Annotated in this window: 13 protein-coding genes; 6 read left to right on the forward strand and 7 right to left on the reverse strand. The window is 58.7% G+C overall.

The genetic code is table 11. The features are described 5' to 3' along the window. Window positions 1-25: 25 nt before the first annotated feature. On the reverse strand, window positions 26-484 hold the full coding sequence (locus F6S08_RS18855; RefSeq protein WP_074847187.1) for an HIT family protein: 459 nt from the start codon (window positions 482-484) through the stop codon (window positions 26-28). 141 nt (window positions 485-625) lie between these two features. Here F6S08_RS18855 and F6S08_RS18860 point away from each other — a divergent pair, with 141 nt between their 5' ends. The 4 genes from F6S08_RS18860 to F6S08_RS18875 all read left to right on the forward strand — a co-directional run bounded on the left by F6S08_RS18860 (window position 626) and on the right by F6S08_RS18875 (window position 3,160). Further along, complete coding sequence (locus F6S08_RS18860) at window positions 626-1,321, forward strand: peptidase E (protein WP_074847188.1); 696 nt, start codon at window positions 626-628, stop codon at window positions 1,319-1,321. Window positions 1,322-1,434: 113 nt separating this feature from the next. After that, window positions 1,435-1,770: a DUF6124 family protein gene (locus F6S08_RS18865; RefSeq protein ID WP_074847189.1), complete on the forward strand. Its 336-nt coding sequence runs from the start codon at window positions 1,435-1,437 to the stop codon at window positions 1,768-1,770. 194 nt (window positions 1,771-1,964) lie between these two features. Continuing rightward, complete coding sequence (locus F6S08_RS18870) at window positions 1,965-2,450, forward strand: Hcp family type VI secretion system effector (RefSeq protein WP_074847190.1); 486 nt, start codon at window positions 1,965-1,967, stop codon at window positions 2,448-2,450. Further along, window positions 2,447-3,160, forward strand: a complete 714-nt coding sequence (locus F6S08_RS18875) for a DUF4225 domain-containing protein (RefSeq protein WP_315872148.1) — start codon at window positions 2,447-2,449, stop codon at window positions 3,158-3,160. Before F6S08_RS18870 ends, F6S08_RS18875 begins: the two co-directional genes overlap by 4 nt. Window positions 3,161-3,570: 410 nt before the next feature. On the opposite strand, the gene cysS is transcribed toward F6S08_RS18875, so the two are convergent. Both cysS and F6S08_RS18885 read right to left on the reverse strand, forming a co-directional pair. After that, entirely contained in the window at window positions 3,571-4,953 is a 1,383-nt protein-coding gene (cysS, locus tag F6S08_RS18880) for a cysteine--tRNA ligase (RefSeq protein ID WP_315872149.1), read from the reverse strand. Between the two features lie 15 nt (window positions 4,954-4,968). Continuing rightward, on the reverse strand, window positions 4,969-6,669 hold the full coding sequence (locus F6S08_RS18885) for a glutamine--tRNA ligase/YqeY domain fusion protein (RefSeq protein WP_065927033.1): 1,701 nt from the start codon (window positions 6,667-6,669) through the stop codon (window positions 4,969-4,971). Window positions 6,670-6,918: 249 nt separating this feature from the next. Here F6S08_RS18885 and F6S08_RS18890 point away from each other — a divergent pair, with 249 nt between their 5' ends. Together F6S08_RS18890 and lpxH are read left to right on the forward strand one after the other, a co-directional pair. Next, a complete protein-coding gene (locus tag F6S08_RS18890) occupies window positions 6,919-7,422 on the forward strand; it encodes a peptidylprolyl isomerase (protein WP_027606287.1) in 504 nt (167 codons plus the stop codon). Further along, window positions 7,419-8,168: a UDP-2,3-diacylglucosamine diphosphatase gene (gene lpxH, locus F6S08_RS18895; protein ID WP_027606286.1), complete on the forward strand. Its 750-nt coding sequence runs from the start codon at window positions 7,419-7,421 to the stop codon at window positions 8,166-8,168. The genes F6S08_RS18890 and lpxH overlap by 4 nt, the downstream gene beginning before the upstream one ends. 259 nt (window positions 8,169-8,427) lie before the next feature. Here lpxH and F6S08_RS18900 read toward each other — a convergent pair whose 3' ends face one another. From F6S08_RS18900 to F6S08_RS18915, 4 genes are read right to left on the reverse strand one after another with little or no spacing between them, the layout of a single operon-like run. Continuing rightward, window positions 8,428-9,957 carry a DHA2 family efflux MFS transporter permease subunit gene (locus F6S08_RS18900; protein ID WP_027606285.1) on the reverse strand — a complete coding sequence of 510 codons (1,530 nt, stop codon included), beginning with the start codon at window positions 9,955-9,957 and terminating at the stop codon, window positions 8,428-8,430. After that, window positions 9,957-11,156, reverse strand: a complete 1,200-nt coding sequence (locus F6S08_RS18905) for an efflux RND transporter periplasmic adaptor subunit (protein ID WP_065948374.1) — start codon at window positions 11,154-11,156, stop codon at window positions 9,957-9,959. The genes F6S08_RS18900 and F6S08_RS18905 overlap by 1 nt, the downstream gene beginning before the upstream one ends. A gap of 15 nt (window positions 11,157-11,171) precedes the next feature. Continuing rightward, entirely contained in the window at window positions 11,172-12,623 is a 1,452-nt protein-coding gene (locus F6S08_RS18910; protein ID WP_315872150.1) for an efflux transporter outer membrane subunit, read from the reverse strand. Further along, window positions 12,620-13,093 (reverse strand): MarR family winged helix-turn-helix transcriptional regulator, encoded by a 474-nt coding sequence (locus F6S08_RS18915; RefSeq protein ID WP_027606282.1) that lies wholly within the window; start codon window positions 13,091-13,093, stop codon window positions 12,620-12,622. Before F6S08_RS18915 ends, F6S08_RS18910 begins: the two co-directional genes overlap by 4 nt. Window positions 13,094-13,232 lie beyond the last annotated feature (139 nt).

Here is a 13,232-nt window from a genome sequence, read left to right on the forward strand (position 1 = left end):
CGCCCCTCCCACATTTGGATTTGTGCTAGACGAAAGATCGGATTCGCTCTGCCAGCTCAGCCAATTCGGCATCATCCGCCCGCACATGGTCATGGGAAGAGATATAGCCTTCATAAGCTTCGAAAAACTTATCCACCTTCGAACTCAACGGCTTGAACGCACTGTCCTGCCCCGTCCCATGCATGGGAAACAACTTCGCATGCAAGTGATCCACCCCATACCCTTCCAGCATCATCCCCGTGCGGGCCACATCGGGAAACGCCCGGTCGATCAGCAAAGCGGTTTTCTTGGTCGCGACCATCAGACCAGCCAGCACCTCATCCGACTGCGCAAACGCATAACTGCCGTAATGCTGTTTGGGGATGACCACGCTGAAGCCTGGGGTGTTGGGGAAGATCGAGAGGAACGCCATGTGGTGGTCGTCTTCCCACAGGATGTGGGCGGGGGAAGTTTTGCGGACAATGCTGCAGAAAATACAATCCATTTGAATTACCGCCAGTTTCGTCTTGGGTTTGGTCGTGGCAATCATCTAAAGCTAGGATGGAATGAGCGTCAAACCCTACGGGCATTTTGGGAAATGTCCTAAGACCTGGGTATGCCCGCTGTGCTGAGACAGGAGTTCACCATGGATAAAAACATTATTGTCATCGGCGGCGAGTCCAGCGAAGACATGACACGCATGACCGGCATCGACGAATATATCGTCGCTTCGTCGGGCAAAACCCAGCCCACGGTGCTCTATATCTCCACCGCCAATGGCGATGACCGTACGAAGATTGCCGACTTCACGCTCAAATACCAAAGCGCCGGCTGCACCGTTGTGCCATTGACGTTTTTCATTCCGCCTTTTCCAGCCCCGGGTCATGTTGCCGCGCTGTTTGAGCAGGCTGACATCATCTATGTGGCCGGCGGCAACACCCGAGCCTTGCTGGCCATCTGGCGTGAATTTGACGTGACCGCCCTTTTGAAGCAAGCCCAGGAACACGGCAAAGCGCTTTGCGGCGTCAGTGCCGGCGCCATCTGCTGGTTCGACCACGGGCATTCCGACTCAGGAGGCGTATATGCGCTGATCGACGGGCTGGGTTTTCTCCCTGGCGCGCTGTGCCCGCACTTCAGTTCAGAGGTGGGGAGAGAATCTTCGTTTGTTGAACTGGTTCGACTTAAAAACATACACCCCGCCTACGCGCTGGATGACGGCGTTGCCCTGCATTTCAAGAACGGTGAATACCATGCGACTGTCCATAACGACGCAGCTGGTAGCGCTTATGAGGTCAGCAACACCTCGATATTGGTCGTAGAGAAACTTCCTACAAAGATTTAGTGTTGTCGCTCGGAAAATGGCTTTCTAATCTTAGGTGGTCGCTGCAAATTCAGCGACCGGGTTTCGCAGCCCGATTAGACTCTAGGTGACTCCAATACTCTGGGAGCTTCGCCATGATTAAAGACAATTCGAATCCGCCGCTGGATTCATCTTCGCTTCACGCTTGTGCTGATCAAGCGATTAACCATCATTTGAATCCGTCTTCAACGCCTGGGCCACCTGATGACGGGCTAGGTCTTTTTACTGTACGTAAAGGACTGGATGCCGAGACACTACTGGTCAATGCTTCGGAGGACCTTGCGTCAGTTCAGGCATTGGCTAGTCATTTAGCCTTTGAGATTGATGGCACACCACGCAGCGTGGCACTAGGGATTTGCCGAATGGTGGAAACTATCCAGCTTCTGGTGAATGAAGCACTGAATGAGCATTGCGCGGGAATTGAAAAATAGTAGGCGACGAATGCCGTCATTACCTTCGCTCACACAACCACAGCAAAACGCCCCTGCATAACGGGGCGTTTTTCTTCTCGCACAAAACCGAATAATCCTACATCCCGCTCGCACGATAAAAGGCGAAACATCCGATATTTCCTATTTACATTTTTCCGTATGTTTATGGTGAATAAATCAGGATACCAACTTCCATGGCTAACCACGGTTACATGTCCATTAACGGAAAATCTCAAGGCCTGATCTCGGCTGGCTGCTCAACTCAAGACTCTATTGGCAACAAATGTCAGGAGGGGCACAGGGATGAAATCATGGTGATGTCCTTCAACCACAATATGCTCAACACCGGCAACGTCAGTGCTTCCACTCACGGCCCTGTGGTCATCACAAAAAGCATTGATAAATCCTCGCCCTTGCTGGCCGTGGCGTTATCCAACAGAGAAGAACTGAACTGCGTCATCAACTTCTATCGAATTTCACAGTTTGGTCGGCACGAAAAATACTACACCGTCGATATAAGGGGCTGCATCATTGCCAGCCTGACCGTCGACGTTCCCCATTCCGTACTCCTGAATGATGTAGACGCACAAGAACATCTGTCGATTTGTTATCGGGAAATTATCTGGACACATCACATCGCGGGGACCAGCGGCTATGGCTCATGGGAAACCGGGCGATGAACTCAAAGAACAAAAATCAAACGCCTACTTTCTATGACTTGGGGGTAGTCAGCCAAGCCGCTGCAAAACTGACCAATCATGCGTGCGCAATAAGTGCCCGACATCTACAGGATGGCGTTAATCGTTCGATATTCAATCGGGAAGTGGCCTATTACGCTCGCAGTATTGTTAACGATGTGGAGCAGGGAAAAAAGACGGTTGCGCAGGGGCTCGTGGAGATAAAAACCGAACAACAAAGCCTGCTGAACCAGTCAATGGAGATTGGGCGTAAAGGTATTGGAGTTGTAGCAGGCGCGCTGCAAATGGCCACAGGAGCTGGAATTTGCTACGCATCAGTTGGCACGCTCTGTCTCATTGCGGGGGTGCCGCTGATCGCACATGGTGCAAATAACGTATATGAGGGTGGGCGTAATCTAGTGACGGGACAATCAGATGCGGTCGGCCCGGTTCGTGCTGCATATCAGTCGGCCGCATTCGCTATGGGTCATGATGAACGAGCAGCCAATATGGCCTACGGTGCAGCTGATATTGGCTTATCCGTCTACAGTGCTGCGAGACACGTACTTAAACCTGATGCTTGGCGCCTATTTAGATACCTCCCAACCGATTACATCCGAGCGTACAAAACAATGACCCCAACTACGATGGGAATCGAAGTCTATACAGATTTTCAAACGATAAAGCAGATGTACGACGAGGAAAAACATTGACACTCTGGTTCGTTTTGACTTTCCCGCTATTTGCCACATGGGGAATTCTTTGCGCATACACACTAAAAATACGCTTCTCTGGAACCGAGTATTTTCTTGCAAAATTTCTACTATGTTTAATATTTAATGGCTTTTTTTCGATCACATACTTAAGCATGATCGAAAAAAACAACTTTCCCTTACTCGGATACAACCCAGATCTTATATCAAACTACCCCTTCATTGGATGGATTGCTTTTTTCTGTATACCCGCTCACGCGGGGGCTCTACCTGTTAGATGGGAAATCAGATGGTGGTTTTGATGAGAGCGCTATAAATCCAGCTAGTTTGACGCATACTAATCTCCATACTACAAAAAACGCCCCGAACCAGTCGGGGCGTTTTTTTATTCAACGTACAGCAACCAACCGTCAGTCAGCCAACCGCCAAGTAGTCCCACCTTTCCCATCTTCCAACACCACACCCATCGCGGTCAGTTGGTCACGGATACGGTCGGATTCCGCCCAGTCTTTACTGGCACGAGCCGCCAGACGCGCCTGGATCAGCGCATCCACCTGCGCCGCATCCACACGCCCTTCGGCGCCGGCCTGCAGGAACTCGTCGGCTTCCATCTGCAGCACGCCCAGCACACTGGCCAGTTCTTTCAGGCGCGCCGCCAGGCCCGCCGCCGCGTCGAGATCACTCTCACGCAAACGGTTGATCTCGCGCACCATCTCGAACAGCACCGCACAGGCTTCCGGTGTGCCGAAGTCATCGTTCATGACTTCGGTAAACCGTGCCACGAACGCTTCGCCGCCGGCCGGCGCCACGGATGGCAGGCCTTTCAACGCGTGGTAGAACCGCTCCAGGGCGCCCTTGGCGTCCTTGAGGTTGTCTTCGGAGTAGTTGATGGCGCTGCGGTAGTGGCTGGACACCAGCAGGTAACGCACCACTTCCGGGTGGTACTTTTCCAGCACGTCGCGGATGGTGAAGAAGTTGTTCAAGGACTTGGACATCTTCTCGCCATTGATGCGGATCATGCCGCAGTGCATCCAGGCGTTGGCGTAGGTCTTGCCGGTGGCGGCTTCGCTCTGGGCGATTTCGTTTTCGTGGTGCGGGAACTCGAGGTCGCTGCCGCCGCCATGAATGTCGAAGGTCTCGCCCAGGCAGCAGGTGGACATCACCGAGCATTCGATGTGCCAGCCCGGACGCCCGGCGCCCCATGGCGATTCCCAGCTCGGCTCGCCGGGCTTGGTGCCTTTCCACAGCACGAAGTCGAGCGGATCCTGCTTGGCTTCGTCGACTTCGATGCGCGCGCCGATGCGCAGGTCTTCGATTTTCTTGCGCGACAGCTTGCCATAGCCCATGAACTTGGCGACGCGGTAGTACACGTCACCGTTGCCAGGAGCGTAGGCGTAACCCTTGTCGATCAAGGTCTGGATCATGGCGTGCATGCCGGGGATGTGGTCCGTGGCACGCGGTTCCATGTCCGGCTTGAGGATGTTGAGGCGCGCCTCGTCCTCGTGCATGGCGGCGATCATGCGCTCGGTCAGCGCGTCGAACGACTCGCCGTTTTCGTTGGCACGGTTGATGATCTTGTCGTCGATGTCGGTGATGTTGCGCACGTACGTCAAGTCATAGCCGCTGAAACGCAACCAGCGGGTCACCAGGTCGAAGGCAACCATGCTGCGGCCGTGGCCGATGTGGCAGTAGTCGTACACGGTCATGCCGCACACGTACATGCGCACCTTGTTGCCATCCAGCGGCTTGAAGACTTCTTTGGTCTTGCTGAGCGTGTTGTAGATCGTTAGCACGATGTTTCCCTTAAATCACTGGCCCCACGAATCTCGCAAGGTCACGGTACGGTTGAATACCGGAGCGCCTGGTTTCGAGTCCTTGATATCCGCGCAAAAGTAGCCTTCGCGCTCGAACTGGAAACGGTCTTCCGGCTGTGCGTCGCCAAGCGATGGCTCGGCACGACAACCAGTGAGTACTTGCAGGGAATCAGGGTTGATGTTGTCGAGGAAACTCGCGCTGTCTTCAGCCTTCTCAGGGTTTGGCGAGCGGAACAGACGATCGTACAGGCGCACTTCGCACTCGATGCTGGCAGCGGCAGGCACCCAGTGGACCACGCCTTTGACCTTGCGGCCTTCGGGGTTCTTGCCCAGGGTGTCCGGATCGTACGAGCAGCGCAGCTCGACGATGTTGCCGTCGGCGTCCTTGATCGCTTCGTCCGCACGGATCACGTAGCTGCCGCGCAGGCGCACTTCGCCGTTCGGCTCCAGGCGCTTGTAGCCTTTTGGCGGCTCTTCCATGAAGTCGTCACGGTCGATGTAGATCTCGCGGGCGAATGGCAACTTGCGCACGCCCAGCTCTTCTTTCTGCGGGTGACGCGGCAGTTCGAGGTTCTCGACCTGGCCTTCGGGGTAGTTGGTGATCACGACTTTCAACGGGCGCAGCACGCACATGGCGCGCGGGGCGTTGGCGTCGAGGTCCTGACGGATGCTGAATTCCAGCATGCCGAAATCGACCACGCCGTCGGAACGGTTGGTGCCGACCATGTCGCAGAAGTTGCGGATCGAGGCCGGGGTGTAGCCACGGCGACGGAAGCCCGACAGTGTGGACATGCGCGGGTCATCCCAGCCATGTACGTGCTTTTCATCCACCAGTTGCTTGAGCTTGCGCTTGCTGGTGATGGTGTAGTTCAGGTTCAGGCGGCTGAACTCGTACTGACGCGGGTGCGCCGGGACCGGCAGGCTGTCGAGGAACCATTCGTACAGCGGACGATGGCTCTCGAACTCCAGGGTGCAGATGGAGTGGGTGATGCCTTCGATGGCGTCCGACTGGCCGTGGGTGAAGTCGTAGTTCGGGTAGATGCACCACTTGTCGCCGGTCTGGTGGTGATGGGCGTGGCGGATGCGGTACATGATCGGGTCGCGCAGGTTCATGTTCGGCGAGGCCATGTCGATCTTGGCGCGCAGCACGCGGGCGCCGTCCGGGAACTCACCGGCGCGCATGCGGGCGAACCAGTCGAGGTTCTCTTCTACGGAGCGGTCGCGGAACGGGCTGTTCTTGCCCGGTTCGGTCAGCGTTCCACGGTATTCCTTGGCCTGCTCCGGGGTGAGGTCGTCGACGTAGGCCTTGCCGGCCTTGATCAGCTCGACGGCCCAGTCGAACAACTGGTCGAAGTATTTGGAGGCATAGCGCACTTCACCGGACCATTCGAAGCCCAGCCACTTGATGTCGCTTTCGATGGCGTCGATGTATTCCTGGTCTTCCTTGGCCGGGTTGGTGTCGTCGAAACGCAGGTGCGTGACGCCACCGAACTCCTGGGCCAGGCCGAAGTTCACACAGATCGACTTGGCGTGACCGATGTGCAGGTAGCCGTTGGGCTCTGGCGGGAAGCGGGTGACGATCTGCGTGTGCTTGCCCGAATCCAGGTCCGCCTGGATGATCGGGCGCAGGAAATTGACCGGGACGGCAGGTCCGGCCTTGGAATTCGAGGTAGGGTCGACAGTGGGCTTGCTCATAGGATCCTTGAACAGACAGGTTCGTGGCCGGTTGGGGCCAGATAAAACAAAGGCGATATCATAGCTGATGCTGTCAAGACACTGACAGGTCACGACCAAAAACTGCTGCTTTAATTAACCGGGCGGTAAAAAACCACCTCGAAATTCCTGCCGGGCACGCTAAACTGCGCGCCTTGGCCGCCGTTTAGCCAGACAGGTAAGGCGCCCCAGGCGTCCAAACCCACGAATTCCCTGAAAAGAGTAGTGAACATGACTCAAGTCAAACTGACCACCAACCACGGTGACATCGTCATCGAGCTGAACGCCGAGAAAGCGCCGATCACCGTCGCCAACTTCATCGAGTACGTTAAGGCCGGCCACTACGAAAACACGGTTTTCCACCGTGTCATCGGTAACTTCATGGTCCAGGGCGGCGGTTTCGAGCCTGGCATGAAAGAAAAGAAAGACAAGCGCCCAAGCATCCAGAACGAAGCGGACAACGGCCTTTCCAACGACAAGTACACCGTCGCCATGGCCCGTACCATGGAGCCGCATTCGGCCTCCGCGCAGTTCTTCATCAACGTGGCCGACAATACCTTCCTGAACCACAGCGGCAAGAACGTACAGGGCTGGGGCTACGCCGTGTTCGGTAAAGTCACCGAAGGCCAGGACGTTGTCGACAAGATCAAAGGCGTGTCGACCACCTCCAAGGCCGGTCACCAGGACGTTCCGGTCGAAGACGTGATCGTCGAGAAAGCCGAGATCGTTGAGTGATATTACTGATTTCAGATTTGCATCTGGAAGAGGAGCGCCCGGACATTACCCGGGCGTTTCTGGATCTGCTTCACAACCGCGCCCGTGGCGCCCAGGCGTTGTACATTCTGGGGGACTTCTTTGAAGCCTGGATTGGCGACGATGGGATGACGCCCTTCCAGCGTTCGATCTGCGAGGCTCTGCGCGAGCTGAGCGACAGCGGCACCCCGATTTTTATCATGCATGGCAACCGCGACTTCCTGCTCGGCAAGGCGTTCTGCAAAGCGGCAGGCGCCACCTTGCTCAAGGACCCGAGTGTCGTGCAGCTCGCAGGCGAACCCGTGCTGTTGATGCACGGCGACAGCCTCTGCACCCGCGACCTTGGCTATATGAAGCTGCGGCGCATCCTGCGTAATCCCATCGTGCTGTTTATCCTGCGTCACCTGCCGTTGCGCACCCGCCATCGGCTGGCGCGCAAGCTGCGCAGTGAAAGCCGCGCGCAAACGCGCATGAAGGCCAACGACATTGTCGATGTGACGCCCGAGGAAGTGCCGCGGGTGATGCAGCAGTTCGGCGTGCGCACCCTGGTCCACGGCCACACGCACCGCCCGGCGATCCATAAGCTGCAGATTGGCGACCAGGCGGCCAAGCGCATTGTGCTGGGGGATTGGGACAAGCAGGGCTGGGCGTTGCAGGCGGATGAGCAAGGCTTTCAGTTGGCGGCGTTTGACTTCGTCAATCCGCAGCTGGCGTTGCCTGGCGCCTGATCCTCAAACACCACTGATCCAATGTGAACAGAGATCAAAATGTGGCAGGGGGCTTGCCCTAATGCCAGTCAGTTAAGGCTTTTTGTAGGAGCGAGCTTGCTCGCGAAAAACGCCCAGGCAACGCGTTCATTCTCGATAAGCGCGGTGGCCCTGAGTTCTTCGCGAGCAAGCTCGCTCCTACAGTGAATCACTTTCGCTTAACTGAACGGCATTAGGGCAAGCCCCCTCCCACAATTGATTGCATTTCAGTCTTTGCCAATCAGTGGCCGGACGCTTCCGGCCCTGCCTTGGCGCCAAACGGCGGTTTGGCCAGCCACACCAGCAGCATCAACCCCATGAACATCCACCCCAGCAACGTGAAGTAATCCACGGTGGACATCATGTACGCCTGGCTGGTGAGGATCTGGTCCAGTTGCGCGTAGGCCTTGTGCCCTGCCCCACCGAGCGCCTGCAGCGCGTCGCGGGTGGCCGAGTCATAGGTGGTCATGTTCTCGCTCATGTACGCATGGTGCTGGTCCGCCCGGCGAATCCAGATCCAGGTGGTCAGCGAGGCCGCAAAGCTGCCGCCCAGGGTCCGCAGAAAGGTCGCAAGACCGGCGCCATCGGCGATCTGGTGCGGTGGCAGGTCGGACATCAGGATGCTCAAGGTCGGCATGAAGAACAGCGCCACGCCGATGCCCATGAACAGCTGCACCAGGGCGATGTGGGTGAAGTCCACCTCATTGGTGAAGCCCGCGCGCATAAAGCAGCTCAGACCAATCGCCAGGAACGCCAGGCCTGCCAGCAGGCGCAGGTCGAACTTGTGCGCGTACTTGCCCACGAACGGTGACATCAGCACCGGCAGGATGCCGATCGGCGCCACCGCCAGGCCGGCCCAGGTGGCGGTGTAGCCCATCTGAGTTTGCAGCCATTGCGGCAGGATCAGGTTGATGCCGAAGAAGCCCGCGTAGCCGAGGATCAACACAATCGTGCCGATGCGAAAGTTACGGTAGGCAAACAGCCGCAGGTTGACCACCGGGTGCTTGTCGGTCATTTCCCAGATGATGAACACCGCCAGGGCAATCACCGAAATCGCCGCGCCCACAATGATGAAGTTGGATTCGAACCAGTCCAGGTCGTTGCCCTTGTCGAGGATGATCTGCAGCGCGCCGACGCCCACGATCAGGCTCAACAGCCCGACGTAATCCATCGGCTGGTAGCTGGTGGTCACCGGGCGCTTCTTCAATTGCGCACGCACCACCATCACCGCAAAGATGCCGATGGGGACGTTGATAAAGAAGATCCACGGCCAGCTGTAACTGTCAGTGATCCAGCCGCCGAGGATCGGCCCCGCAATCGGCGCCACCACCGTGACCATCGCCAGCAACGCCAGGGCCATGCCACGCCTCGCCGGCGGGTAGACCGCGATCAGCAGTGTCTGGGTCATCGGGTACAACGGCCCGGCCACCAGGCCTTGCAGCACCCGGAAGCCGATCAATTCGGGCATCGAAGTGGAAATACCACAGAGGAACGAGGCCAGCACAAACAGCATGGTGGCCCACAGGAACAGCTTCACTTCGCCAAACCGCCGGCTCAACCAACCGGTCAGCGGCAAGGCGATGGCGTTGCTCACCGCAAACGAGGTGATCACCCAGGTGCCCTGCTCCGAACTCACGCCGAGGTTGCCGGAAATGGTCGGCAAGGCCACGTTGGCGATGGTGGTGTCGAGCACCTGCATAAAGGTCGCCAGCGACAGGCCAATGGTGGCCATCAACAGGCTGGGCGGCGTGAAGGAGGCGTTATTGCTCATCAGCGTTGCGCAGCCTTGGGCGCAGCGATGCTGTTGGCATGGATCAACTCGGTGATCATGGCGTCAGCCTCGGCCAATTGGCGGTCGTACACGTTGGTGGTGAAGGTCGCCTTTTGCGGCGCCTGTTGCGCCAATACCGGGCCGCTCTGGTCATGCAGGTCGACATTGACGACGGTGCTCAGGCCGACCCGCAGCGGGTGCTTGGCCAGTTCTTCGGCATTGATGTGGATGCGTACCGGCACCCGTTGCACGATCTTGATCCAGTTACCGGTGGCGTTCTGCGCCGGCAGCAGGGCAAACGCACTGCCGGTGCCGGCGCCAAGGCTATCCACGGTGCCGCTGAATTTCACGTCGCTGCCGTAGATATCCGACTCGATGTCCACCGGCTGGCCAATGCGCATGTCGCGCAGTTGGGTTTCCTTGAAGTTGGCGTCGATCCACAGCTGGTTCAGCGGGATCACCGCCATCAACGCCGTACCCGGCTGCACGCGCTGGCCCAGTTGCACGGTGCGCTTGGCCACGTAGCCGGTGACCGGCGCGATCAAGGTGCTGCGCGCATTGGCCAGGTAAGCCTGGCGCAGTTGCGCGGCGGCGGCCTGCACGTCCGGGTGGGACGAGATCACGGTGTCATCCACCAGCGCATTGCTGGTCTTGAGTTGCTGCTCAAGGTTGGTCAGCGCGTTTTTCGCAGCCGTCAGGCTGTCACGGGCGTGGGACAGCTCTTCCTGGGAAATCGCGCCGCCCTGGGCCAGGGTCTTGCGACGGTTGAAGTTGTCCTGGGCAGTTTGCACATCGGCTTTCTGTGCGTTGACCTGGGCTTTCATGCCATCGACGTTGCTGTACAAGCCCCGCACCTGGCGCACGGTGCGGGCCAGGTTGGCCTGGGCGCTTTGCAGGCCGACGGCGGCGTCATTGGGGTCGAAGTTGATCAGCACCTGGCCTTCGTGAACCAGGTCGCCATCGTCGGCGCCGATGCTGACCACGGTGCCGGTGACCAGCGGGGTGATTTCCACCACGTTGCCGTTCACATAGGCGTCGTCGGTGCTCTCGTTGAAGCGCCCGTAGAATTCATACCAGCCCCATACGCCCACGACACCGAGGATGACGATCAGCGCGAGGCCGATCAGCATGACCTTGCGTTTGCGTGGGTTGTTGTCTTTGGGTTGTTCTGTAGCGTTGGTGTTTTCGGCAGTGGCCATGACAAATACCTCAAATTATTCCGTGCGTGTGGCTGGGGTGGTCGACGCCACGTTGTCGGCGCTGTATCCGCCACCCAGGGCCTGCATCAATTGAATCGACAGATCGATTTGCCCGGCATTCAGGGTCGCCAGCTGACGCTGGGCCTGCAGCAATTGCTGCTCGATGCTGAGCACGTCCAGGTAGTTACCGACCCCTGAGCCGTAGCGCTGGACCACGGTGTCGTAGGACTGCTGGGCAATGTCCGTGGCGTGTTGCTGGGCCTGGATCTGCCGACCGGTTTCGCGCAGTTGCGAAAGGGTGTTGCCGATATCGCCCAAGGCCTGCACCAGGGTTTTGTTGTACTGGGCCACGGCCAGGTCGTAGTCGGCATCGCGCGCATCGAGGTCGGCGCGCAGGCGGCCGCCATCGAAGATCGGCAACGAGATCGTCGGCGCAATGTTGAAGAAGCGACTGGCCGAGCCGAACATCGCATCCCCCAGCAACGACTCGGCCCCGGCGCTCGCGCTGAGATTGAGGTTGGGGTAGAAGCGCGTCTTGCTGGCGGCGATGTCCTTGCTCGCAGCCTCGACTCGCCAGCGCGCGGCGATCAGGTCCGGGCGGCGGCCCAGCAGCTCGGCGGGCAACACCGAAGGCACGGCGACAGCGGCGGGCTTGAGCACATTCGGACGAGCCAGTTCGCCGCCTCGGTCCGGGCCTTTGCCGAGCAATACGGCGAGTGCGATCTGGGCGCTCTGCAGTTGTTTGTCGGCATCGATCAATTGCGACTGGGAGCTGGCTTCCAGGCTTTCGGTCTGCTGGTACTGGTACTGGCTGTCGATGCCCGCAGCCAGGCGGCGCTTGCTCAGGTCGAGCATTTGCCGGGTGCGCTTGAGGTCATCGCCGGCCAGGTCGCGCACGATGTGCGCCTGGCCCAGGTCGCTGTAGGCCTTGGCCACATCGGCAGCGAGGGTCAGGCGCGCGGCCTGCTGGTCGACTTCGGCGGCGCGGGCCTGGCCCAGCGCGGCTTCCCAGGCGGCGCGCTGGCCACCCCAGAGGTCGAAGTTGTAATTGAAGCTGGCGCCGATATTACGCACGGTCGAGTAGGCATCGCCCTCGCCGCGCGGGTCCTGGTCCTTGGCCAGGCGTGAACGGCTCACGCCGGCGCTGGCATCCAGGGTCGGCATGCGTGCGGCATTCGCGGCATAGGCGGCGGCTTCGGCCTGATGGGCACGGGCGCTGGCGACTTGCATGTCGGGGCTGTTTTGCAGGGCTTCCTGGATCAGGCCGTCGAGCTGCGGGTCGCCGAGGTTTTTCCACCAGTCGGCGCTGGGCCAGGCGGCACTCGACAGGGTCACCCCGCTCAGGGATTTACCGGTCTGCAAGGTGTTGGCGTCGAGGCGCCGGCCCTGGGTGTCGAGGCCGCTGTAGTTGGCGCAACCGGCCATGCTCATGGCCACGAGCACCAGGCATAGGGCACGTGTGTTCATGCTTTACCTACCCGCTGCAGGGTGATGGGATCACCGGCAGCTATCAGAATTTTCTTGAGAATCCGTTCCAGGGTTTCCAGCTCGCCAGCCTCAAGTACGCCCGCCAGTTGGTTCAACGCCTGGGCGCCTATGTGCGGCAGCATGTCTGCCAGGCGCTGGCCGTCGGCAGTCAGCACCAACTGCACCTGGCGGCGGTCCTGCTCGGAGCGTTTGCGGTCCAGCAGGCCTTTCTGCTCGAGGCGGTCAAGCATGCGGGTCATCGAACCGCTGTCCAGGGACAGGTTGCGGCACAGCTCGGCCGGGGTGTCGACGCCGAACTGGGCCATGATGATCAGCACCTTGAACTGCGCGGCCGTGATGCCGTGGGGTTCCATGTGGGTGTCGATGATGCGGTCCTTGAGGAGCGCCGCACGGCCCAGCAACAGCCCGAGGTGGCAGTTGTGGAAGTTTTCAGGGGTGAAGTGGGGCATCGGAAGTCACCTTATTACTGCCTAGGCAGTGAATGTATGACGAGATGTTACTGCCTAGGCAGCGAAAGTCAAATGGAATAATTAGCTTGCTTGCTAATTTCACGACCGGCGGGCTGGAATGCAAACCAATGTGGGAGGA

The organism is Pseudomonas sp. JV449, from assembly GCF_032424295.1.
Classification (GTDB): domain Bacteria; phylum Pseudomonadota; class Gammaproteobacteria; order Pseudomonadales; family Pseudomonadaceae; genus Aquipseudomonas; species Aquipseudomonas marginalis.

What these genes read in the sequence shown, in the direction of transcription:
- F6S08_RS18855 (WP_074847187.1), bottom strand. Translation starts at nt 484, where the DNA reads ATGGATTGTATTTTCTGCAGCATTGTCCGCAAAACTTCCCCCGCCCAC.
- F6S08_RS18865 (WP_074847189.1), top strand. Translation starts at nt 1,435, where the DNA reads ATGATTAAAGACAATTCGAATCCGCCGCTGGATTCATCTTCGCTTCAC.
- F6S08_RS18875 (WP_315872148.1), top strand. Translation starts at nt 2,447, where the DNA reads ATGAACTCAAAGAACAAAAATCAAACGCCTACTTTCTATGACTTGGGG.
- F6S08_RS18910 (WP_315872150.1), bottom strand. Translation starts at nt 12,623, where the DNA reads ATGAACACACGTGCCCTATGCCTGGTGCTCGTGGCCATGAGCATGGCC.
- F6S08_RS18860 (WP_074847188.1), top strand. Translation starts at nt 626, where the DNA reads ATGGATAAAAACATTATTGTCATCGGCGGCGAGTCCAGCGAAGACATG.
- F6S08_RS18915 (WP_027606282.1), bottom strand. Translation starts at nt 13,093, where the DNA reads ATGCCCCACTTCACCCCTGAAAACTTCCACAACTGCCACCTCGGGCTG.
- F6S08_RS18885 (WP_065927033.1), bottom strand. Translation starts at nt 6,669, where the DNA reads ATGAGCAAGCCCACTGTCGACCCTACCTCGAATTCCAAGGCCGGACCT.
- F6S08_RS18890 (WP_027606287.1), top strand. Translation starts at nt 6,919, where the DNA reads ATGACTCAAGTCAAACTGACCACCAACCACGGTGACATCGTCATCGAG.
- F6S08_RS18870 (WP_074847190.1), top strand. Translation starts at nt 1,965, where the DNA reads ATGGCTAACCACGGTTACATGTCCATTAACGGAAAATCTCAAGGCCTG.
- F6S08_RS18905 (WP_065948374.1), bottom strand. Translation starts at nt 11,156, where the DNA reads ATGGCCACTGCCGAAAACACCAACGCTACAGAACAACCCAAAGACAAC.
- F6S08_RS18900 (WP_027606285.1), bottom strand. Translation starts at nt 9,957, where the DNA reads ATGAGCAATAACGCCTCCTTCACGCCGCCCAGCCTGTTGATGGCCACC.